A 22,298-nucleotide genomic window follows, 5' to 3' on the forward strand; every position below is an offset into this window, starting at 1 on the left:
CATTGTGATAAATATCGCAGATTAAGGGTAAACACTTATTTCTGAAGATACCCCTACCCGCCGAAATATGTTCAAGTGATGCTCATGAGTGAGCACCCATCCAACTTACCTCACGAGACTTCACAGCCTCTTTCTGCCACAGAGTTTGCAGCCCGCGTGAATCGCTTGCGCCTCGTACTGCTTGTGATTTGGGGCAGCGTGACGTTTTGTGTGGCGTTTTTTGCGCGTGATTTGAACTTCACGTGGCTAGACAGGCCCTTTGGCTTTTGGATGGCGGCGCAAGGCTCGGTGCTGATGTTTTTGGCCATCACCTGGATTTATGCCTTGTTGGTCAACCGCTGGGAACAACAAACGCAGCGCTAACTACTTGGCGGCAGGCGCCCTTCGAATGCCCACGGGCAACTTGCCCGCATCGCGCCAATCGGCACTTTCAAACCACACATCGCCTTCTAGGTAGGCGCGCAGCATGGGTAGCGCATCGTTGCCCCAAAACACTTGGCCATTTACCACCATGCTGGGCACGCCAAACAAACCCAAATCGATGGCTTGCTGAGTTTGCTGCTGCAAGAGTTGCTTTACTTCTGCCGACTGCGGATCTTGAAAACTCACACCAGGCTGACTAAACAAATGCGCCTGCAGTGTGGCCAAACGGTCTGGGTCGGTGGCTTCAAGCCCATCGCACCACACGTGTTTGAAAATTGTTTCCACCACATAGCGATTGGGTTGGCCCTGCTGATTGATGCCAGATGCAGCCACAGCCAAACGCAATAAGGCCAAAGAATTGAAGGGGTGCGCAGCAGGCATTTGCAAATCGGTACCTTGCTGCTTGGCCTGCCACATCACTTGCCGATAGGTCCAGTCGCGCTTGCCAGGAATTTCGGCAGGGCCCAATTGGCCATGGTGTTTGAGCATGGCACCAAACACCACCGGGTGGTAATGCACGCGATGGCTAACGCCTGCTAAGGCTTTGGGCAAAGCCTGAAACGCCAACCACGCATAGGGCGAAATGAAGTCGAAATAAAAATGAATTTCTTTCATGTGCCAGACAGTCGTTCTGCACAACGCACTTGAATGCGCTGCCAAACTTGGCGCTGCTGTGCGCTGGGCATTTGGCCCCAAGCACCTATTTCTTCAATGTTGCGCAAGCAGCCTTCACACAAACCCAGCGTGGGGTGCACCACACAAACCGACACGCAAGGTGATGGCACATGTGCAGAATCAGAAGCCAAGACCTGCTCGGCTTTGAGTTGCAGTCTGCTCAGTGCGCTCATGGTGTGCTCATGCTTTGAGCATGGCCGTAGCCACGCGCGAGCCCGACTTGCGTTGTAAAAAATCGCTGATGAATGCGCCAGCGGCCACCAACTTTTGAAGGTCAATGCCTGTTTCAATGCCCATGCCGTGCAGCATGTACACCACGTCTTCGGTGGCCACATTGCCTGTGGCGCCCTTGGCATAAGGGCAGCCCCCTAAGCCCGCCACCGACGCATCGTATTGCCACACACCCATTTCCAAACTGGCCAGCGTGTTGGCCAAAGCTTGGCCATACGTGTCGTGAAAATGTCCGGAGATATCGTTCAGGTGGTAGTGCTTGAGTGTGGCCTCCATGGCGGCTTGCACTTTGCGCGGCGTTCCCACGCCAATGGTGTCGGCCACGCCTATATGTTGTACGCCAATGCTCTTCATGAGTTTGGCCAAACGCTCAACGCTGGCAGGCGGCACCTCGCCCTCATAAGGACAACCCACCACACACGACATAGCGCCGCGCACATAAATGCCGGCAGCGAGCGCTGCCTCAACCACAGGCGCAAAGCGTTGAATGCTTTCTTCAATGCTGCAGTTGATGTTCTTTTGGCTGAAGGCTTCGCTGGCCGCCGCAAACACCACAATTTCATCGGGCTTGCTTTGCGCAGCCGCTTGATAGCCTTGCATATTGGGCGTGAGCACCGAATAGCGCACATCGGCTTGGCGCTGAATGCCGGCCATGACTTCTGCGTTGTCGGCCATTTGCGGCACCCACTTGGGGCTGACAAAACTGGTGACCTCAATATCCTTCAAGCCTGCGGCCTGCAGGCGGTGCACCAGCTCAATTTTGACGGCAGCAGGCACGGCTTGCTTTTCATTTTGCAAGCCATCTCTGGGCCCTACATCGACCAATTTAACGCGTGAAGGAATTGACATACAGGCACTCTAACGAATTTTTAAAACTTTTGCACAGCGCGCCGCATAGAGGCACTGCTCAATAACCGCGAACCTTGTCGACGCGGCCCTCAATGAACTGGCCGGCATAGACCGCTTTGATTTTGCTGGCAATTTGCGCCACACTTTCTTCGCGCAAGGTGCGAGCGGAAGTGTGCGGCGTGACCACAATTTTGGGGTGCTTCCAAAATGCGTGCTCTGCAGGCAAGGGCTCCACCCGAAACACATCGAGTGTGGCGCCAGCCATGTGGCCTTGGTCTAGCAAATTGATCAAGTCTTGGTCGACCAAGTGTTTGCCGCGCGCCACATTAATCAGGTATGCCCCTGCTTGTAGCTGAGACAAATTGGCGTGGTTCAGAATGTTTTCGGTATCTGGCGTGAGGGGCAACAAATTGACCAACACCTTGCTGGCTTTTAAAAACGCTGGCAACTGCTCAAGCCCCGTGTAGCTGGTCAGCCCCGGCAGTTGTTTAGGAGAGCGGCTCCACACATTGACTGGAAATTCAAACTGCTGAAGCGCTTGGGCCACCTTGCTGCCCAACACGCCTGCGCCCAAAACACCCACTGGAAATTCTGCGCGCCAAGCGGGCTTGCGATAAGACCAACGCTGCTCTACTTGGTCTTTGTCATAGTGATTGAATTCGCGGAAATACCGAATGACCGCATGGCACACATACTCGGCCATTTGCACCGACATACCGGCATCGTTCAAGCGCACAATGTTGAGGCTGGCTGGCAGGTTCAACTTGAGCAGGGCATCGACGCCAGCGCCAATGTTGAACAAGTTTTGCAATTGGGTTTGCTCATCAATGAAGCTTTGCGGTGGCGACCACACCACGGCATGGTCGGCCAGCTTGGGGGTTTGGCCGGGCGTGGCGGCTTGCCACTCCCAAATGTCAACGCCTGGTAGGGCTTGCCTGAAAGCTTCGAGCCAAGGCTCTGCTTTGGTGTTGGTGCAGCAAAATGCGATTTTCATAGAACAGTCTTAGTTTGTGCTTAGTTTACGCAAGCTTCAGCAACTCTGCTCCCTCTGCAATTTGATCTCCTGGCGCGTACAACAACTCAGACACTTGGCCATCCTTGGGCGCGGTAATGGTGTGCTCCATTTTCATGGCTTCCATCACAGCCAATGTTTGTCCCGCCTTCACTTTGTCGCCCACCTTCACAGCAAAAGACACCACCTTGCCCGGCATGGGGGCTGCGAGACCGCCCTTGTCATCTTGCGCGCCTTCGGCATGTGCCAAGGGGTGAATGATGCGAATGCGCGTGGCGCCCGCTTGGGTAAACACATGGGCCAACTCGGATGGCTGGCCGGGCTTGCCATCTTGCAACACCACCTCGCTGGTGACGCGTTGGCCTTGCCATGTCACGTTCAGCACATTGGCCAATGCAGCGTTCAAAGCGTGATGCCCAGCACCTTGAGCCACCGTGAATGAAAAATGGTCGTGCTCGCCTTGCGCGCCCGGACCTGCAGCATCGCCCCATGTCAATTGCATGGCGCCGTCGTGCCCGTAATGCAACCATGCGGTGTGTGTGTTGCCTGCAAACTCAACAGGGAACCTGCGGCTGGTTTCGGCGTGCGTTTGCCATGCATCGCTTTTGCTGAACGGGTCATTGCCTTGCTTTGAATTTTCTTGATGCAAGGTGTGCGCCACCACAGCAGCGGCCGCCACATTCAAGCCCACGCGCTCTTGCTCAAACAAAACCTTGGCTTCGCGCGGAATGAGCGCAGTGTCCAAACGCGCTTCGGCAAACGAAGGACTGTGCACAACATGACGCAAAAATTGCACATTGGTCGACAAGCCCACCACTTGCGTTTGTGCCAAGGCTTGATCGAGCAAGGCCAAGGCTTGCTCGCGTGTGTCGCCGTGCACAATGAGTTTGGCCACCATGGAGTCGTAGTAAGGGCTAATGGTGTCGCCTTGTCGCACGCCATCGTCAAAACGCACCGTGCCGCGTTCAAAGGCAGTGTGGGCAGGCTTTTTATAAACCTGTAAATGACCAGTAGCAGGCAAGAAATTGTTGTCGGGGGTTTCAGCGCAAATGCGCGCTTCAATGGCATGGCCTGTGAGCTTGATTTGGTCTTGCTTGAGGGGCAACGGCTCACCGCTGGCCACGCGCAATTGCCACTCCACCAAGTCTAAGCCTGTAACGGCTTCAGTGACGGGATGCTCAACTTGCAAGCGGGTGTTCATCTCCATGAAGAAGAAGTTCATGTCGACTTGGCCTGTCGATTTGTTGTCGCGTTGCTCCACAATAAATTCAACGGTGCCAGCGCCCACATAATTCACGGCGCGTGCAGCGGCTACTGCGGCTTCGCCCATTTGTTTTCTGAACGCTTCGGTCATGCCAGGAGCAGGCGCTTCTTCCAACACTTTTTGGTGACGGCGCTGCACCGAGCAATCGCGCTCCATGAGGTACACGCAGTTGCCTTGCGTGTCGCCAAACACTTGAATTTCAATGTGGCGTGGGCGCTGCACATATTTTTCTATCAGCACCGCTTGGTCGCCAAAACTGTTTTGCGCTTCGCGTTGGCAAGAGGCCAAAGCTTCTGCAAAGTCTTCAGATTTTTCCACCGCTCGCATGCCTTTGCCACCACCGCCTGCGCTGGCTTTGATGAGCACAGGGTAGCCAATGCGATCGGCTTCACGCTTTAGCATGTCTGGGTTTTGATCTGAGCCGTGATAGCCCGGCACCAGCGGCACGCCCGCTTTTTCCATGAGTTGCTTCGACTCTGCTTTCAAGCCCATGGCTTGAATGGCCGATGCGGGCGGGCCAATGAACACCACGCCAGCTTTGGCACAAGCATCGGCAAAGGCTTCGTTCTCGCTTAAGAAACCATAGCCTGGGTGAATGGCTTGTGCGCCTGTGGCCTTGGCCGCTTCAATGATGGTTTCCCAGCGCAGGTAGCTGTCTTTGGGAGCGGAGCCGCCCACATGAATGGCTTGGTCGCAAGCGGCTACGTGTTTGGCGTTGGCGTCTGCATCGGAATACACCGCCACAGTTTGAATGCCCATGCGCTTGGCAGTGGCCGCCACTCGGCATGCAATTTCGCCGCGGTTGGCAATGAGGATTTTTTTGAACATGATCGGCCTGATTGTTAGGAGGTGGTCCACTGCGCGGGGCGTTTTTGCAAGAAAGACTGCAGGCCTTCTTTGCCTTCATCGCTGGCACGGATGTCTGCAATGCGGCGGGCGGTTTCTGCACGCAGTGCTTCATTGATGGGTTGGTTGGCTACGTCTTGCACCAAGCGTTTGCAGGCCCGCAAAGCTTGTGGGCCGTTACCGCACAAGGTGGCAACTATTTCAGCTACTTTGCTGTCGAGTGTTTCGGTTGTGCACAGCTCATGCACCATGCCCATGGCGTGCGCTTGCTCAGCCGAGAATCTTTCTGCCGTCACCATGTAGCGCTTGGCAGCTTGCGTGCCCATGGCGCGCACCACGTAAGGGCTGATGGTGCCGGGGAGCAAACCCAAGCGCGCTTCAGACAAACAGAAGGTGACGTTGTTGGAAGCAATGAGCACATCGCACACCGATGCCAAGCCCATGCCACCCGCATAGCAGTCGCCTTGCAAACGGCCCACGATGGGCACAGGGCATTGGTCCAAGGTCCAGAGCATGTCGGCCAGCTTTTGCGCATCGGCAAAGTTTTCGTCCCAACTGTAGCCCGACATAGCGCGCATCCAATTTAAATCTGCGCCTGCGCAAAAGGCTTTGCCATGGGCGCCCAATACGATGGCGCGCAATTCATTGACTTGGCCCAATTGACTAAAGGCTTCTGTGAGCTCGGCAATGACGTCATCGTTGAAGGCGTTGCGCACATCGGGTCGGTTAAGCCACACCTCGGCCACCCACTTGGAGGGGCGGCGAATGTCCAGTGTTTTTTCGGCAGCGGTCATAACGGATCTTTCTTTGAATCAGTAACGCTTGGCCACTTCGTCGAGCATCACTTCGGTGGCACCACCGCCAATGCCCAAAATGCGCGAGTCGCGCCACAAGCGTTCAATGGCGGTTTCGCGCATATAGCCCATGCCGCCATGAAACTGTTGGCAGGTTTGCACCACCTCATTCACCAGCTCGCCAGTGAGTGCTTTGAGCATGGACACTTCTTGCACGATGTCTTTTTCTTGCGTGACGCTCCACGCGCAGTGGTACATAAACTGCCTGGCCGCGCGAGTTTTGGCATCCAACATGGCCAAGCGTTGGCGGATCACTTGCTTGTCCCACAAGGTGCCGCCAAACGCAGGGCGTTGGCGCACGTAATCTAAGGTGAGTTCCAAAGCACGCGTGCAGTGGCCAATGGCCATAGCGCCCAAGGCAATGCGCTCGGTCTGAAAGTTTTTCATCACCGAGTAAAAGCCTTTGTTCTCTTCGCCCAACAAGTGATGCGCAGGAATGCGCACGTTGTCGAGCACCAACTCGGCTGTGTCGGACGACAACCAACCTGTTTTCTTAAGGGCACGGCCCACACTGAAACCAGGCGTGCCTTTTTCAACAATGAACATCGACATGGCATGGCGCGCATCACCCGTTTTGGCGGCAATGAAATACAAATCGGCGTGTACGCCATTGGTAATAAACATCTTGGTGCCATTGAGCACCCAGTGATCGCCATCTCGCTTGGCGGTGGTGCGAATGCCCGCCACGTCGGAGCCTGCGCCGGGCTCTGACACACCCACCGCCGTAATGCACTCACCCGAAGTGATGCGCGACATGTACTTGGCTTTTTGCGCCGCGGTGCCGGCATGGTGCAAGTGCGGGCTGGCCATGTCGGTGTGCACCAGCACGGTAATGATGAAGCCGGCAAAGGTAGATTGCGACAGGGCTTCGGCAAACACCAAGTTGGCCATGGCATCGGCACCGCCGCCGCCCAACTCGGGGTCGTACATCAAGCCGAGCAAACCGGCATCACCCATTTTTCGGAGTACTTCGCGCGGCACTTTGCCGTCTTGCTCCCATGCCTCGGCAAAGGGCTCTACTTCGCGTGCAATGAACTTGGCCACCTGATCGCGCAGCAGGGTGTGCTCGGGGGTGGTGTAGATGTTGTCAAAGGTGTAGGTCATGCTTTGCTTTCTAAGTGCTGTGCTGACTAAAACATCACATGCGGAAAATGCCGAACTTGGTGTCTTCGATGGGCGCATTCAAAGATGCCGACAAGCCGAGCGCCAACACACGGCGTGTATCGGCGGGATCAATCACACCGTCGTCCCACAAGCGCGCACTGGCGTAATAGGGGTGCGACTGATGCCCAAACTGTTCCAAGATAGGTTGCTTGAAAGAAGCTTCTTCTTCGGCACTCCAAGCACCACCGCGCGCTTCAATGCCATCGCGCTTCACGGTGGCCAACACGCCGGCAGCTTGCTCGCCGCCCATCACGCAAATGCGCGCGTTGGGCCACATCCACAAAAAGCGCGGGCCAAAGGCGCGGCCACACATGCCGTAGTTGCCCGCACCAAAACTGCCGCCAATGATGATGGTGAACTTGGGCACCTTGGCTGTGGCCACAGCGGTAACCATCTTGGCGCCATTGCGTGCAATGCCTTCGCTTTCGTATTTGCGGCCCACCATGAAGCCGGTGATGTTTTGCAAAAACACCAAGGGTACTTTGCGTTGGCAGCACAGTTCAATGAAGTGCGCGCCCTTGAGCGCAGACTCTGAAAACAAAATGCCATTGTTGGCAATGATGCCCGCGGGCATGCCTTCAATGTGCGCAAAGCCGCACACCAAGGTGGGGCCAAAGCGCGCTTTGAATTCTGCAAACTCGCTGCCGTCCACAATGCGCGCAATGATTTCGCGCACGTCGTAGGGCTTGCGACTGTCGGCAGGAATAACACCATAAATTTCTTGGCTGTCGTACAAAGGTGCCACCGGTTCGCGCAGTTGCACGTCGATGTTTTTCTTTCTGTTGAGCGAGCCCACCGCTTGGCGCGCGAGCGCCAAAGCATGCGCATCGTTTTGCGCCAAGTGATCGGCCACGCCAGAGAGGCGCGTGTGCACATCGCCGCCGCCCAAGTCTTCGGCACTCACCACTTCGCCCGTGGCGGCTTTGACCAAAGGCGGGCCACCCAAAAAGATGGTGCCTTGGTTTTTCACAATGATGGTTTCGTCGCTCATGGCAGGCACATAAGCGCCACCCGCCGTGCAACTGCCCATGACCACCGCAATTTGCGGAATGCCCAAGGCACTCATATTGGCTTGGTTAAAAAAGATGCGGCCAAAGTGATCGCGGTCGGGAAACACATCGTCTTGGTTGGGCAAGTTGGCACCGCCCGAGTCGACCAAGTAAATGCAGGGTAAGTTGTTTTGCTGCGCCACTTCTTGCGCGCGCAAATGTTTCTTGACGGTCATGGGGTAGTAGGTGCCGCCCTTCACGGTGGCGTCGTTGCACACAATCATGCAATCTACGCCATTGACGCGGCCAATGCCGGCAATCATGCCTGCGCAAGGTGCGTCTTCCATGCCTTCTTTGTTGAGGTACATGGCGTGTGCGGCCAAGGGTGCCAGTTCTAAGAACGGTGTGCCGGGGTCGAGCAACATTTGCACGCGCTCACGGGGAGGCAACTTGCCACGGGCAACGTGTTTGGCTCTGGCCTTTTCGCCACCGCCAGCAGCGGACTTTTTCAATTGCACGCGAAGGTCGTCCACGGCGGCCTGCAAGGCGGCGGCATTGGCCAAAAATTCTGCCGAACGGCTGTTGAGTTGGGTTTGAAGCACCGACATGTTTGAAATCTCCTGATGTGCAAGGACCAGATTAGGCCTTGCCTAGCGTTCTTGAAACTGTGAAAAACCGCCGCGCCATAACTCTGGCAAAACACCCATGTGAGGGAACAATTTGGATGCGCCTGCTTCTAGCAACACAGGCGCCAAACTGTCGTCCGTGCACAAGGCCCATACGGTTGCGCCTGCCGCCACGCCGGCTTGAATGCCAGCCGTACTGTCTTCTATGACCAAGCAATGGGCGGGGTCGCATTCGAGGTGCGCAGCCGCAGCCAAATAAACATCGGGCGCAGGCTTGGTGCGCGCCACTTCATGGCCACTGAAAATGCGCCCTTCAAAATGCGCCATGAGCTCGACATGCGACAACTGCATTTCTACTTTGAATCGGTCGGCACCTGAAGCGCAAGCAATGGCACCCTGAGTAAGTTCGTAAGCTGCAGCAACGGCTTGGTGCGCACCGGGCATTACTTGCAGACCGGCTTGAAGCGCATCGTTGCGGCGCAGCCTGAAAGCGTGCAGCCATTCTTCGGTCAAAGGCAGGCCCGTGCGTGCTTCAATTTCTGCTTTGTGATCTTTCACGGCTTTGCCCACAAAATAGCGAAAGCATTCTTCACTGGACATGGCCCAGCCACGCTCTTCCAGCATGTCTCGCAACACGCCATTGGTAATCGGCTCGCTGTCGACCAGCACGCCATCGCAATCAAAGAGTACCGCTTGAAATTTCATGATGCCATGTTCACAGCGGTCGTATATTGCCACTGCCCTTCTTCACACACAAAAAGACTGCGCTCGTGCAAGCACAACGCTGAGGGCATGGGCATTAGCATGGGCATGGGCATGGGCATGGGCAAATTAAAGATCAAGAAGTTCAGGCCAGTGCCCGTTGAATAATAATTTTTTGCACGTCGCTGGTACCTTCATAAATTTGGCACACGCGCACATCGCGGTAAATTCTTTCAACTGGGAAATCACTCACCACGCCATAACCACCCAGTGTTTGAATGGCAGCACTGCAAATTTTTTCAGCTGTTTCGCTGGCAAACAATTTGGCCATGGCGGCTTCTTTCAGGCAGGGCAAGTTGGCATCGCGCAAGCTGGCGGCGTGCCACATCAGTTGGCGTGCCGCCTCCAGTTGTGTAGCGCACTCTGCCAATCTAAAACCCACCGCTTGGTGATTGAAAATGGCAGTGCCAAAACTCTCGCGTTGCTTGGCATACTCAATGGCCACCTCTAGGGCGCTGCGTGCCATGCCAATGCTTTGTGCGGCAATGCCAATGCGACCGCCTTCCAGCGCAGACAAAGCAATCTTGTAGCCCTCTCCTTCTTGGCCAATCAAATTTTCGACCGGCACTTCGCAGTTTTCAAAATTGATTTGCGCGGTGTCGCTGGAATGTTGGCCCAGCTTGTCTTCCAAACGTGCCACCACATAACCCGGCGTGGTCGTGGGCACTATGAAAGCGCTCATGCCTTTTTTGCCTGCGCCTTTGTCGGTCACGGCAATCACAATGGCCACATCGCCGTGCTTGCCGCTGGTAATAAACTGCTTCACACCGTTAATCACATAGGCATCGCCTTTGCGTGTGGCGGTGGTGCGAAGTGCAGACGCATCAGACCCTACATGCGGCTCTGTTAAACAAAATGCGCCCAACAACTCGCCTTGTGCCAAACGCGTGAGCCATTTTTGTTGTTGCGCCGCATTGCCGTAGCGCAAGAGAATAGCGTTCACTGGGCAGTTGGTCACGCTGATGGTGGTGCTTACACCGCCATCGCCTGCCGCAATTTCTTCGAGCACCAAACCCAGCGTGAGGTAATCCAAATTGGCGCCACCCAAAGACTCGGGCACGCAGATGCCATAAGCACCCAAAGCGGCCAAGCCTTTGTGTGCCGCTTTTGGAAACTCATGCGACTTGTCCCACGCGGGGGCGTTGGGCCACAGCTCTTCTTTGGCAAAAGCGCGAACTGCATCGCGCACCATTTCTTGGTCTGGATTCAAAATCATAAGACTCTTTCGTTGGGGCAGCTCAACCTACCAAGGCAAAGTGCTGCCGTCGTAATTCAAAAATTGCCCTTGGACCGATGCACGTTTTTCCGCGCCACTCACGGCCTGCAACGTTGCACGCATGTGCGCAACGCTTTTGTCTACCGTCAAAGGCGCGGCATCGCCGCCCATGTCGGTTTGCACCCAACCTGGACTGAGAGCTAAGCAAGTGACATTGGGAAAATCAAAAGGCGCTGTGCGCACCACCATGTTGAGCGCAGCCTTGCTTACTCGGTACAAAGCGGCATTGCCTGCATCGGTGAGTGCCAAACTGGACATGCGGCTACTGATAAATGCAAAGGTGCCCTGAGCCTCTGCCACCCAAGGTGCCACTTGCGGCAGCGCCTGCATGGCACCCAACACATTGGCATGCATGAGTTCGTCAAACGCCTGTTGTGTGGGTGGGGTTTGGGGCGAGTTGCGGTCCATCACACCTGCCACATACAAAGCCAGATCAATTTTTTCGCCATCGAGGCGCCAAGACAAACCACTCACACTGCTGGGCTGGGCCACATCCAACTTAAAGGCTTCAGCGCCAACAGCTTGTAACTTGGCGCAGCCTTCATCGTCGCGCGCGGTGGCCAGCACACGCCAGCCCTCTTGCACATATTGGCGCGCAAACTCAAAGCCAATACCGCGAGAGGCGCCCAAAATCAAAACGGTGTTCATGGTGCTTATGTTGCTCACGTTGCTCACGTTGCTCACGTTGCTTATGCTGTTTCAGCTTACACAATTTCCAATGCCACAGCGGTGCCTTCACCGCCGCCAATGCACAAAGTGGCCAAACCTTTTTTCAGGCCACGTGCTTTGAGCGCATGAATGAGCGTGACCATGATGCGCGCGCCCGATGCGCCAATGGGGTGGCCCAATGCGCAAGCACCGCCGTTCACATTGACTTTGTCGTGAGGCACATTGAGCTCTTTCATGAGGGCCATGGGCACCACGGCAAAAGCTTCGTTCACTTCCCACAAGTCGACATCGCTTACTTGCCAGCCCGCTTTGGCCAAGGCTTTTTGGGTGGCACCTACCGGCGCTGTAGAGAACCACTCGGGCTCTTGCGCGTGTGTGGCGTGGCTCACAATGCGGGCCAATGGTTTGCATCCCAGTTTGTCGGCTGTGCTTTGGCGCATCATGACCAAGGCCGCAGCACCGTCGTTGATGGAAGAACTAGAGGCCGCCGTAATGGTGCCGTCTTTTTTAAACGCAGGCTTCAAGCTGGTCACTTTGTCTAACTTCACTTTGCCTGGACCTTCGTCCACTGACACCACGGTTTCGCCTGCGCGTGTTTTAACCGTGACAGGTATGATCTCTGCTTGAAACGCGCCCGATGCAGTGGCGACTTTGGCTCGCTCTACGCTGGCGATGGCAAAGGCATCTTGCTCTGCACGTGTGAAGCTGTACTTGGCAGCGCAGTCTTCACCAAAGGTGCCCATAGAGCGGCCTGCTTCGTAAGCATCTTCCAAACCATCGAGCATCATGTGATCGTAAATTTTGTCGTGGCCCATGCGATAGCCGCCGCGGCCTTTGAGCATGAGGTAAGGCGCGTTGGTCATGCTTTCCATGCCGCCTGCCACCAACACATCGTGCGTGCCTGCCACCAACATGTCGTGGGCAAACATGGCTGCGCGCATGCCCGAGCCACACATCTTAGACAACGTCACTGCGCCAGCACTTTTGGGCAAGCCGCCCTTGAAGCCAGCCTGGCGCGCAGGCGCTTGGCCTTGGCCAGCCATCAGGCAATTGCCAAACAACACTTCGGTGACATGCTCAGCGGTAAATTGAGAGCCATGGGCTGCGCGTTCAACCGCCGCCTTGATGGCAGCACCGCCCAAGTCGTGTGCAGACAAGGAAGCGAAGTCGCCTTGAAAGCTGCCCATGGGTGTGCGTGCTGCGCTGACAATCACTACGGGATCATGCAATGTGCTCATTTGAAATACTCCTGAATATTTAAAAATTTATCTAAAAAACTTGTTTAAAAATTTTGTTTGATTTATTCACCACGCGGATAACGCTTGAAGGCGCGCCGAAACACATCGACCACCTCGTGCGAGCCAGTCATGGTGACGTCCATGTCTTTCACAATGCCATCGTTCAAGCCGTAAACCCAGCCATGCACCGCCACTTTTTGGCCACGACTCCATGCATCTTGCATGACGTTGGACAAAGCCACATTGCCCACTTGCTCAATGACGTTCATCTCGCACATGGCATCTTCGAGTTGCTGCTGCGGCAAGTGGTTCAAACGCTGTCGATGGCGCAAGCGCACATCTTGTACATGGCGCAACCAGTTGTCGGCCAAGCCAATGCGCGTGCCGCGCGTGGCTGCCAATACACCGCCACAGCCGTAGTGCCCCACCACCATGATGTGCTCCACCTTGAGCGCATCAACGGCATATTGAATGACCGACAAGGCATTCAAGTCGGAGTGCACCACCACGTTGGCCACATTGCGATGGACAAACACTTCGCCTGGCTCAAGGCCTGTAATTTGGTTGGCAGGCACTCGGCTGTCGGAGCAACCAATCCACAAATATTTGGGCGACTGCTGTTGCGCCAAGTGATTGAAGAACCCAGGCTGCTCACGCTCCATGCGCTGAGCCCATGCACGGTTGTTGTCAAAGAGATGAGAGAGGTGTTTGGAAGTCATGCTTGCATGTTCTCAGCGGTTAGAAAAATGGCACATTGGCTTTAAATGGTTTCAGGTGCTTTTAGCAAGTTTCAGCAAACAATTCACGGCCAATCAGCATGCGCCGAATTTCGCTGGTGCCAGCGCCAATTTCGTACAGCTTGGCATCGCGCCACAAGCGGCCCAATGGGTACTCGTTGATGTAGCCATTGCCACCAAAAATCTGCACGCCCTCGCCTGCCATCCAGGTGGCTTTTTCAGCACACCACAAAATGACACTGGCGCAGTCTTTGCGCACTTGGCGTACGTGGTCGGTACCTAACATGTCGAGGTTTTTGCCCACGGTGTAGCAAAACGCACGGCCCGCTTGCAGTACGGTGTACATGTCGGCCACTTTGCCCTGAATGAGTTGGAACTCACCAATGCTTTGACCAAACTGCTTGCGATCGTGAATGTAGGGAATCACGTTGTCCATGACCGACTGCATGATGCCCAAAGGCCCAGCTGCCAATACTGCACGCTCGTAGTCCAAGCCACTCATGAGCACCTTGGCGCCCATATTGAGGCCGCCCAAAATATTTTCTGCGGGCACTTCAACGTTTTGAAACACCAACTCACCCGTGTGGCTGCCGCGCATGCCCAGCTTGTCGAGCTTCTGTGCAACCGAAAAGCCCTTCATGTTTTTCTCAATCAAGAAAGCCGTTATGCCGCGTGCGCCCATTTCGGGTTCGGTTTTGGCATACACCACCAAGGTGTCGGCGTCGGGCCCGTTGGTGATCCACATTTTGTTGCCGTTCAAAACGTAGTAGCCACCTTTGTCTTCGGCCTTGAGTTTCATGCTGATGACATCGGAACCCGCACCAGGCTCGCTCATGGCCAGCGCGCCCACGTGTTCGCCGCTGATGAGTTTGGGCAGATACTTTTGCCTTTGCGCTTCGGTGCCGTTGCGCTTGATTTGATTGACGCACAAATTGCTGTGCGCGCCATACGACAAGCCCACGCTGGCCGATGCGCGAGAAATTTCTTCCATGGCAATCATGTGGGCCAAGTAGCCCATGTTGGCGCCGCCGTAGGCCTCAGGCACGGTGATACCCAACACACCCACATCGCCCATCTTGCGCCACAAGTCCATGGGGAACTGATCGGTGCGATCGATTTCTGCAGCGCGCGGCGCAATTTCGGCTTGCGCAAATTCACGCACAGCATCGCGCAGCGCATCGATGTCTTCACCAAGTTGAAAATTAAGGCCGGGCATGTTCATGCTGTATTTCTCCAAATTCAATCAATAGGTTTGAGGCACAGGCACCAAGGTTTGCTGCATCACAGCGCACATCGACTTTTTGCCTTGTGCATCAATGTGAAACACTTCCACGGTGGTCACAATGATTCGCTTGCCGCCCTTGGCCACTTTGCCCACGGCTCGCAATTCGCCTTGCTGGTGGCCACTTAAAAAATTAATTTTGTACTCTGCCGTGACAATTTCCATGCCCTCTGGCAGAACGGTCAGTCCTGCATAGCCGCCCGCAATGTCGGCCAAGGCACCAATGGCACCGCCATGAAATCCACCTTGCTGTTGGGTCACTTTGTCGCCAAAAGGCAAGGCCACTTCTACTTCGCCTTTTTCAACGCGCAAGAGCTTGACATCCAAATGCGTCATCATGCCTTGACGGCTCAAACTGGCCGCAATTCTTTGCGCGATGGCGGAACTTAAATCGGGCGTGCTCATGCGCTGACCTTTTTGCTGGCAAGCTTTTCTGAGCGCGCCAGCAAATTGCGCGCTTCCTTTTCGTGTGTCTTCACTTCTTCTAAGGTAGCGTGCAAATCGGCCAATTGCGACTCCAGTTGCTGACGGTGTTCTGCCAACACCACCATGAATTTTTTCAACTGCGGGCCGGTATCGCGCGGAGTGTCGTACATGTCTATGAGTTCTTTGGCTTCCACCAAAGACAGGCCAAGGCGTTTGGCGCGCAATGTGAGTTTGAGCCGCGTGCGATCGCGCGATGAATACACCCGGTTGCGCCCGCCCGGCCCCGAACGCTCGGGCTCGAGAAGACCCATGTCTTCATAAAAGCGAATAGCGCGTGTGGTGAGGTCAAACTCTTTGGCCAGATCGCTGATCGAAAATTGAGATGCCATGTTGGTTCCACAATGGGTTGCGCCGAAGGGCTGAATTTCAGCTTGCGCACAGGCGACAGACAGGGCCTGACCGTGCGACTTACAATGCCCCAACTGTAATTGACGTTGACGTAAACGTCAATTGCCTGAGGGATTTTTCCCCAACCCAGATTTGCCATGACACAAACAGCCCCTCCAAGCACACCAGCCGCGCCAGCTGCCACCCTCAATGGCGAAAACGCCTTGAGCTTTCCATTGGGCACAACCTTGCCTGAGTTGGGCCAAGCCTTGGAAGTGGCGCCTGGCATTCTCTGGGTTCGCATGGCTTTGCCGTTTGCGCTGGATCACATCAATTTGTGGCTCTTGAAAGACAGCGAAGAAACGGCGACAGGCCTTAGACACGGATGGACCGCGGTCGATTGCGGCGTCACCAACCCTGGCACGCAAGAAGCCTGGCGCCAGGTTTTTGCAGGCCCCATGAAGGGCTTGCCCATTTTGCGCGTGGTGGTAACCCACATGCACCCCGATCACATGGGCTTGGCGCACTGGTTGTGTGAGCAATTCAACGCGCCTTTGTACATGAACGCCACCGAATACCAGTCGGCTTTGCTCGCCAGCACAGGCGCCTCGAATTTTGGAGGCGCTAGCACACAACGATTTTTTGCAGATCACGGTTGGAACGATCCGGCAGACCAGCAGCAAATTCAGTCGCGTGTGTCTTACTACGCCAACATGGTGCCCAAGGTGCCCGAGTCGTACCACCGACTTATGGAAGGCACCGAAATTCAAATCGGTGGCCACACATGGCAGTGCATTAGCGGCTGGGGCCATTCGCCCGAGCACATGGCGCTTTACTCGCGCAGTGCCAATGTACTCATCAGTGGCGACATGGTCTTGCCCAAAATTTCGACCAATGTGAGTGTTTACGCGCAAGAGCCCGAAGCCAATTCTTTGGCCTTGTTCATGCGCTCCTTGACGAAATTTGATGTGCTGCCCGCAGACGCTTTGATTTTGCCCTCGCATGGCCGACCATTTGTGGGGGTGCACACCCGCACAGCCCAATTGCTCAAACACCACGAAGACCGTCTGGCCGAAGTACTCGACGCTTGCAGCGAACGAGCTGGCAGCGCACACGACATGTTGAAAGTCATTTTCAAGCGCCCCTTAGATTTCCACCAAACCACCTTTGCCATTGGCGAATCGGTAGCGCATTTGCATGCGCTTTGGCATGCAGGCAAGATGAAAAGATTCAAAGACGAACAAGGTGTTTGGCGGTTTCAAACCGTTTCAAACTGAAGCTGAAGCTGAAGCTGAAACTGAAGCTCAAGCCCAATTCGCCAAATTCTCTTTTTGCAAAGCTTTGCGCCGCTCAAGATGGTCAGGCAAGATGTCGGCCACCACTTTCCAAAACGCTGGGCTGTGGTTCATTTCTTGCAAATGGGCCAACTCATGCACCACCACGTAGTCTATGGCCTCAGGCTTTAAGTGAATGAGGCGCCAGTTCAGGCGAATGGCGCCATCAACGCGCGCGCTGCCCCAGCGTGAGCCGGCATTGGACAAACTCAAGCGTTGCCACTGCACCCCCATCAAAGGGGCAAAGTGATTGAGCCTTTGTTCAAACAGTGTTTTGGCCTCTCGCATCAACCAGGCTTGCACAGCATCTCTAATTTGCGAGGCCTCCGCGGTGTGTGGCAAAGCCAGCAGCAGTTGGCGTTGTTCGTTCAATTCGCTTCGCCCGTTTTGGGGGCTTAAGTGCAAATGAATGGGCGCGCCCAAATAGTCGAGGCTGGCACCTTCACGCCATTCAATTTGCCGAATGTTTTTTTGGCGCTCCTGCAATTCAGCCCACTTGCGCAGCACCCACTCGCCGCGCTCTTGCAGGCCCAGTTCCACCTCTTTCAAGGTGACCCATTTGGGCGCACGCACCTCAAGTCCATCGGGCCCCACCACAAAACCAATGGAGCGGCGCCGCACACGCTGAAACAAATAAGCCACGCGCATGCCCTCTAAAACTGTTTCACGATTGGCCCTGGGGTGCGCAATGGCCACTTCGTCAGACAAGGGCACCGCGCTGCTGGATGGTGCTGGCGACTTGACTACGCCAGGAGACCGGGGAGTTGGCGCAGGCTCTGGTGACGGGCTTAAAAAATCAAGGACCAGTTGAAGAGGGTTGCGCATGATTGAATTAGATCAGGCGTCGGTTTAAGCGCGGGTATTAGCGCCTGTAGAAGCATCGGTATAAGCCTCAGGATCGAGTCGGCGCATTTCCGACTCAATCCAGTTTTCTACCTCTTGCATCAACTCTTCAGGTTGACGGCCTTGGCTGGAAATGGCTTTGCCAATGGAGATGTCGACAATGCCAGGCTTTTTCACAAAGGCCTTGGTAGGCCAACATTTGGCAGAGGTCACGGCAATGGGAATCACAGGCACGCCCGCTTCAATGGCCAAGCGCGTACCGCCCGTTTTGTAAACACCTCTTTGGCCACGTGGAATGCGCGTGCCTTCAGGAAACATGATGACCCAAACGCCCTGATCCATGAGGCGTTTGCCTTGTGTCACTACTTTGGTAAAAGCTTGTGCTCGTTGACTTCTGTCAATGTGAATCATGTCTAAGCGCCCCATGGCCCAACCAAAAAATGGCACGCTGAGAAGTTCTTTTTTAAACACATAAGCCAAGGGGTGCGGCATGATGACGGGCATCAAAAAAGTTTCCCACGTGGATTGGTGCTTGACCAACAAAATGACCGGGTCTTTTTCACCTAGCGGCAAATTCTCCATGCCCGTGATGCGGTTCTCTATGCCCAAAATAAAAGTGCCACTGTTGATGGCATTGCGCAGCCAGCCCACACACCACCAATACAAACGACTGCTGCGCATGAACATGGAAGCAAACACCACCACCAAAGCCCAAGGAATGACCGTGAGCGTCATCCACACCATGTGAATGAGTGAACGAATGAAGTTCATAGGGCGGGTTCCAGTGACTTCTTCAAGAGGGCATCGACAAAGGCTTGCAGGTCTGTGTGCACCGCTGTGCCAGCAGGAAATACCGAGGGCAATGGCTGGCCGCGCAAGGTTTCCGACTTGCCCGTTAACACCAAGTGCGGCACACAGCCAGCAGCTTCTGCCGCCTTCATGTCGTTCAGGTTATCGCCCACAAAGGGCACGCCTTGCAGGTCTAAACCAAATCGCTCTGCAATTTGCTCAAGCAAGCCTGGCATGGGTTTGCGACATGTGCATGCGTCTGTGGGCGCGTGCGGGCAATAAAAAATAGCATCGACCCGGCCACCCACTGCCGCAAGCTGCTTGTTCATGCGTTTGTGAATGGCGTTCAGTGCAGCCACATCCATGAGGCCACGGCCCAGCCCCGATTGGTTGGTGGCAATGACCACGTGGTAGCCCGCATGGTTCAAGCGGCTGATGGCTTCTAAGGCGCCCGGCAGCGCACGCCACTCTTCAGGGCTCTTGATGTACTCATCAGAGTCATAGTTGATGGTGCCATCGCGATCGAGAATGACAAGTTTCATGACACCAGTCGCGACAAATCGGCCACACGGTTCATGGCCACATGCAAACACTTGAGCAAGCCTTGGCGGTTCAAGCGTACATCCATTTCTTCGGCATTCACCATGACGTCATCAAAGAAGGCATCGACCGGTGAGCGCAAAGCAGCCAAGGTTTGCAGCGAGCCGGTGTAATCGCCAGCCTTGAACAAAGCCTCTGACTCTGGCAGCAAGCGCTGCATGGCTTGATGCAAATCTTGCTCGGCTGTTTCTTTGAGCAGCGCAGGATTCACATGCGCATCCACTTCATCGGCCTTCTTCAAAATGTTGCCAATGCGTTTGTTGGCCGCGGCCAAGGCAGGGCTTTCGGGCAAGGCCGCAAATGCGCGTACGGCAGCAAGCAGTTTGGGAATTTGGCCCAAGCGGGCAGGATGCAAAGCCAACACGGCATCGACCTCTTGAACGCTGTAACCGTGCTCGCGCAATGAGCCCGACAGTCGATCAAACAAGAAGGTGGTCAAGGCTTCTGATGGGTCGGTGATTTTGTCGCCAAACACAGGCACCGCCAGCGCCAGCAACTGACGCCAATCGAGCGCCAAATCTTTTTCCATGAGCATGCGAATGACGCCCAAGGCATGGCGGCGCAATGCAAAGGGGTCTTTGTCGCCACTGGGCAAATTGCCAATGCCAAACATACCCACCAAGGTTTCCAGTTTGTCGGCCAGCGCCACCACCAAGCCCACGGTGTTGCGCGGCAATTCGTCGCCCGCAAAGCGCGGACGGTAGTGGTCTTCAATGGCGTTGGCAATGTCATGGCTCAAACCATCGTGGCGCGCATAGTAGCCGCCCATGATGCCTTGCAGTTCTGGAAACTCGCCCACCATGTCGGTGAGCAAATCGGTTTTGGCCAACTGCGCGGCTGTGTCGGCCGCTAGCGCCAGCTCGTTACCGCCCAAGGCTTGACCCAAGGCTTTGGCAATGCCGCGCACACGCGCCATGCGTTCACCTTGTGTGCCCAGCTTGTTGTGATAAACCACTTTGTTGAGGCCTTCAACGCGCGAGGCCAAGGTTTTCTTGCGGTCTTGGTCGAAGAAAAATTTGGCATCGGCCAAACGCGGGCGCACTACGCGCTCGTTGCCGCCAATGACCGCACTGGCATCAGCGGGCGAAATGTTGCTCACCACCAAAAACTGGTGCGTAAGCTTGCCTTCTGCGGTGAGCAGTGGAAAGTATTTTTGATTGGCCTTCATGGTCAAAATCAAACATTCCTGCGGCACTTCCAAAAACTGTTTTTCAAATTCGCAGGTGAGCACATTGGGGCGCTCCACCAAGGCCGTCACTTCATCTAGCAGGGCTTCATCTTCAATGGCTTTGGCACCGCCGCCCACTTTGGCAGCCGCAGCATTGAGTTGCTTCACAATCTCTGCGCGGCGCTCGGCAAAGCCGGCAATGACGGCGCCGTCGCGCGCCAAGGTGGCGGCATAGCTGTCGGCATCTTGAATGATCAAAGGCGACACATTGGCTTCAAAACGATGGCCATGGGTGGTTTGACCCGCCTTCAAGCCCAATGTTTTAACGGGTACCACCTGGCTGCCATGCAATGCCACCAAGCCATGCGCGGGGCGCACAAAGTTGACACTGGTCCAGCCTGGCAATTCGCAATCGGATTCCAACTGGTAGGTCATCACTTTGGGAATGGGCAACTTGGCAAGCGCTTCGTCTAGGGCTTTTTGCAAACCTTGCAAAAGTGTGGCGCCCTTGGCCACGCTGTCGTAGAACAAAGCTTCTGCTTTGCCATCGGGTGCGCGCTTGAGCGACGCCACCAGCGCAGCAGGATTTGAAACATCGGCACCAATGGCCTGCAATTTTTTAAGCAATGCGGGAGTGGCGTTGCCACTGGCATCTAAGCCCACCGAGACGGGCATGAGTTTTTGTTGCACCGCTTTGTCGGCCGCTTGGGCCGCCACTTGCGTGACGTGTGCAGCCAAACGACGCGGTGAGGCATAAGGCGTGACCACGGCATTGGCACCAGTCAGTCCTGCATCGCGCAGTTGTTCAAACAGCACATTGGCAAAAGACTCGCCCAATTTTTTGAGTGCCTTGGGTGGCAGCTCTTCGACAAACAATTCAACAAGAAGGTTTTGATGTGTCATTTTGATTCTTGCCTTCAGGCAGCCTTCTTGCTAAAAGCATTGAGCTGTTCGACCCACTCGCGTGGTGCCATGGGGAAGCCCAAACGCTCGCGGCTTTCAAAATAACTTTGCGCCACTGCGCGCGCCAAATTGCGAATGCGGCCAATGTAAGCCGCGCGCTCTGTGACGCTGATGGCGCCACGCGCATCGAGCAAGTTGAAGGTGTGCGCGGCTTTGAGCACTTGCTCGTAAGCGGGCAATGCCAGCTGCTCGGCAATGAGATGCTGCGCTTGTTTTTCGTAAGCAGAAAACGCTGTGAACAAAAACTCAGCATCAGAGTGTTCAAAGTTGTAAGTCGATTGTTCCACTTCGTTTTGGTGGTACACATCGCCATAGCTGAGTGTGTCGGTCCACTTCAGGTTGTAGACGTTGTCGACACCTTGCAAGTACATGGCCAAGCGCTCAAGGCCATAGGTAATTTCGCCGGTGATGGGTTTGCAATCGATGCCGCCCACTTGTTGGAAGTAAGTGAACTGCGTCACCTCCATGCCGTTGAGCCAAACTTCCCAACCCAAACCCCAAGCGCCAAGCGTTGGGTTTTCCCAATCGTCTTCAACAAAACGAATGTCGTTCTTTTTGAGATCAAAGCCCAAGGCTTCAAGAGAGCCCAAATACAAATCCAAAATGTTGGAAGGCGCGGGCTTGAGCACCACTTGGTATTGGTAATAGTGTTGCAAACGATTGGGGTTCTCGCCATAGCGACCGTCTTTAGGACGGCGGCTGGGCTGCACATAGGCGGCCTTCCAAGGCTCGGGCCCGATGGCGCGCAAAAACGTGGCGGTGTGCGAAGTGCCTGCACCCACTTCCATGTCATAGGGTTGCAACAGCGCACAACCTTGAGCGTCCCAGTAGGACTGCAATTTCAAAATAATTTGTTGGAAGGTCAACATGGCTTCAAAATGAGAACGCCCC

At 55.1% G+C, this 22,298-nt stretch carries 24 protein-coding genes; 3 read left to right on the forward strand and 21 right to left on the reverse strand.

Translation table 11 applies throughout. From position 1 onward, the window contains the following. The first annotated feature begins 84 nt into the window (after nucleotides 1–84). On the forward strand, nucleotides 85–363 hold the full coding sequence (locus B9Z32_RS00155; protein ID WP_108420872.1) for a DUF4212 domain-containing protein: 279 nt from the start codon (nucleotides 85–87) through the stop codon (nucleotides 361–363). On the opposite strand, the gene B9Z32_RS00160 is transcribed toward B9Z32_RS00155, so the two are convergent. Genes B9Z32_RS00160 through B9Z32_RS00200 form a run of 9 tightly spaced genes read right to left on the reverse strand, consistent with a single transcriptional unit; the run spans nucleotide 364 to nucleotide 9,638 of the window. Next, nucleotides 364–1,038: a 2-hydroxychromene-2-carboxylate isomerase gene (locus B9Z32_RS00160; protein WP_108419420.1), complete on the reverse strand. Its 675-nt coding sequence runs from the start codon at nucleotides 1,036–1,038 to the stop codon at nucleotides 364–366. Then, entirely contained in the window at nucleotides 1,035–1,271 is a 237-nt protein-coding gene (locus B9Z32_RS00165) for a DUF1289 domain-containing protein (RefSeq protein WP_108419421.1), read from the reverse strand. Before B9Z32_RS00165 ends, B9Z32_RS00160 begins: the two co-directional genes overlap by 4 nt. Nucleotides 1,272–1,278: 7 nt before the next feature. Further along, nucleotides 1,279–2,178: a hydroxymethylglutaryl-CoA lyase gene (locus tag B9Z32_RS00170; RefSeq protein ID WP_108419422.1), complete on the reverse strand. Its 900-nt coding sequence runs from the start codon at nucleotides 2,176–2,178 to the stop codon at nucleotides 1,279–1,281. Nucleotides 2,179–2,236: 58 nt separating this feature from the next. After that, complete coding sequence (locus tag B9Z32_RS00175; protein WP_108419423.1) at nucleotides 2,237–3,172, reverse strand: glyoxylate/hydroxypyruvate reductase A; 936 nt, start codon at nucleotides 3,170–3,172, stop codon at nucleotides 2,237–2,239. Nucleotides 3,173–3,197: 25 nt separating this feature from the next. Continuing rightward, nucleotides 3,198–5,282, reverse strand: coding sequence for an acetyl/propionyl/methylcrotonyl-CoA carboxylase subunit alpha (locus B9Z32_RS00180; protein ID WP_108419424.1), 2,085 nt, complete (start codon nucleotides 5,280–5,282; stop codon nucleotides 3,198–3,200). 14 nt (nucleotides 5,283–5,296) lie between these two features. Next, nucleotides 5,297–6,094 (reverse strand): enoyl-CoA hydratase/isomerase family protein, encoded by a 798-nt coding sequence (locus B9Z32_RS00185; protein ID WP_108419425.1) that lies wholly within the window; start codon nucleotides 6,092–6,094, stop codon nucleotides 5,297–5,299. Nucleotides 6,095–6,112: 18 nt separating this feature from the next. Then, nucleotides 6,113–7,258, reverse strand: coding sequence for an acyl-CoA dehydrogenase family protein (locus B9Z32_RS00190; protein WP_108419426.1), 1,146 nt, complete (start codon nucleotides 7,256–7,258; stop codon nucleotides 6,113–6,115). A 34-nt stretch (nucleotides 7,259–7,292) separates the two neighbouring features. Then, complete coding sequence (locus tag B9Z32_RS00195) at nucleotides 7,293–8,915, reverse strand: carboxyl transferase domain-containing protein (RefSeq protein ID WP_108419427.1); 1,623 nt, start codon at nucleotides 8,913–8,915, stop codon at nucleotides 7,293–7,295. A 42-nt stretch (nucleotides 8,916–8,957) separates the two neighbouring features. Next, nucleotides 8,958–9,638: an HAD family phosphatase gene (locus B9Z32_RS00200; protein ID WP_199219912.1), complete on the reverse strand. Its 681-nt coding sequence runs from the start codon at nucleotides 9,636–9,638 to the stop codon at nucleotides 8,958–8,960. Here B9Z32_RS00200 and B9Z32_RS14160 point away from each other — a divergent pair. Next, a complete protein-coding gene (locus B9Z32_RS14160) occupies nucleotides 9,627–9,803 on the forward strand; it encodes a hypothetical protein (RefSeq protein ID WP_199219913.1) in 177 nt (58 codons plus the stop codon). The two genes, B9Z32_RS00200 and B9Z32_RS14160, sit on opposite strands and share 12 nt — an antisense overlap. On the opposite strand, the gene B9Z32_RS00205 is transcribed toward B9Z32_RS14160, so the two are convergent. From B9Z32_RS00205 to B9Z32_RS00235, 7 genes are all read right to left on the reverse strand, one after another. Continuing rightward, on the reverse strand, nucleotides 9,781–10,911 hold the full coding sequence (locus B9Z32_RS00205) for an acyl-CoA dehydrogenase family protein (RefSeq protein WP_108419428.1): 1,131 nt from the start codon (nucleotides 10,909–10,911) through the stop codon (nucleotides 9,781–9,783). The two genes, B9Z32_RS14160 and B9Z32_RS00205, sit on opposite strands and share 23 nt — an antisense overlap. Nucleotides 10,912–10,938: 27 nt before the next feature. Then, complete coding sequence (locus B9Z32_RS00210; protein ID WP_108420874.1) at nucleotides 10,939–11,619, reverse strand: SDR family oxidoreductase; 681 nt, start codon at nucleotides 11,617–11,619, stop codon at nucleotides 10,939–10,941. A gap of 56 nt (nucleotides 11,620–11,675) precedes the next feature. Next, nucleotides 11,676–12,878, reverse strand: a complete 1,203-nt coding sequence (locus tag B9Z32_RS00215; RefSeq protein ID WP_108419429.1) for an acetyl-CoA C-acyltransferase — start codon at nucleotides 12,876–12,878, stop codon at nucleotides 11,676–11,678. A 62-nt stretch (nucleotides 12,879–12,940) separates the two neighbouring features. Next, on the reverse strand, nucleotides 12,941–13,597 hold the full coding sequence (can, locus tag B9Z32_RS00220) for a carbonate dehydratase (protein ID WP_108419430.1): 657 nt from the start codon (nucleotides 13,595–13,597) through the stop codon (nucleotides 12,941–12,943). Nucleotides 13,598–13,658: 61 nt separating this feature from the next. Beyond that, the gene (locus B9Z32_RS00225; protein WP_108419431.1) at nucleotides 13,659–14,837 is read right to left on the reverse strand and encodes an isovaleryl-CoA dehydrogenase; all 1,179 of its coding nucleotides are present in this window, start codon (nucleotides 14,835–14,837) and stop codon (nucleotides 13,659–13,661) included. Nucleotides 14,838–14,858: 21 nt separating this feature from the next. Continuing rightward, nucleotides 14,859–15,302, reverse strand: a complete 444-nt coding sequence (locus B9Z32_RS00230; protein ID WP_108419432.1) for a PaaI family thioesterase — start codon at nucleotides 15,300–15,302, stop codon at nucleotides 14,859–14,861. Beyond that, nucleotides 15,299–15,712: a MerR family DNA-binding transcriptional regulator gene (locus tag B9Z32_RS00235; protein WP_108419433.1), complete on the reverse strand. Its 414-nt coding sequence runs from the start codon at nucleotides 15,710–15,712 to the stop codon at nucleotides 15,299–15,301. Before B9Z32_RS00235 ends, B9Z32_RS00230 begins: the two co-directional genes overlap by 4 nt. Nucleotides 15,713–15,868: 156 nt before the next feature. Between B9Z32_RS00235 and B9Z32_RS00240 the strand changes: the two genes are divergently transcribed. Further along, nucleotides 15,869–16,987, forward strand: a complete 1,119-nt coding sequence (locus B9Z32_RS00240) for an MBL fold metallo-hydrolase (protein ID WP_108419434.1) — start codon at nucleotides 15,869–15,871, stop codon at nucleotides 16,985–16,987. 27 nt (nucleotides 16,988–17,014) lie between these two features. On the opposite strand, the gene B9Z32_RS00245 is transcribed toward B9Z32_RS00240, so the two are convergent. Genes B9Z32_RS00245 through glyQ form a run of 5 tightly spaced genes read right to left on the reverse strand, consistent with a single transcriptional unit; the run spans nucleotide 17,015 to nucleotide 22,276 of the window. Next, entirely contained in the window at nucleotides 17,015–17,869 is an 855-nt protein-coding gene (locus tag B9Z32_RS00245) for a M48 family metallopeptidase (protein ID WP_108419435.1), read from the reverse strand. A 24-nt stretch (nucleotides 17,870–17,893) separates the two neighbouring features. After that, nucleotides 17,894–18,658: a 1-acyl-sn-glycerol-3-phosphate acyltransferase gene (locus B9Z32_RS00250; RefSeq protein WP_108419436.1), complete on the reverse strand. Its 765-nt coding sequence runs from the start codon at nucleotides 18,656–18,658 to the stop codon at nucleotides 17,894–17,896. Then, complete coding sequence (gene gmhB, locus B9Z32_RS00255; protein ID WP_108419437.1) at nucleotides 18,655–19,218, reverse strand: D-glycero-beta-D-manno-heptose 1,7-bisphosphate 7-phosphatase; 564 nt, start codon at nucleotides 19,216–19,218, stop codon at nucleotides 18,655–18,657. Before gmhB ends, B9Z32_RS00250 begins: the two co-directional genes overlap by 4 nt. Then, on the reverse strand, nucleotides 19,215–21,347 hold the full coding sequence (gene glyS / locus B9Z32_RS00260; protein WP_108419438.1) for a glycine--tRNA ligase subunit beta: 2,133 nt from the start codon (nucleotides 21,345–21,347) through the stop codon (nucleotides 19,215–19,217). Before glyS ends, gmhB begins: the two co-directional genes overlap by 4 nt. A 14-nt stretch (nucleotides 21,348–21,361) precedes the next feature. Next, nucleotides 21,362–22,276, reverse strand: coding sequence for a glycine--tRNA ligase subunit alpha (gene glyQ, locus B9Z32_RS00265; RefSeq protein ID WP_108419439.1), 915 nt, complete (start codon nucleotides 22,274–22,276; stop codon nucleotides 21,362–21,364). Between the last annotated feature and the right edge of the window lie 22 nt (nucleotides 22,277–22,298).

It is taken from the genome of Limnohabitans sp. MMS-10A-178 (assembly GCF_003063375.1).
GTDB lineage: Bacteria > Pseudomonadota > Gammaproteobacteria > Burkholderiales > Burkholderiaceae_C > Limnohabitans_A.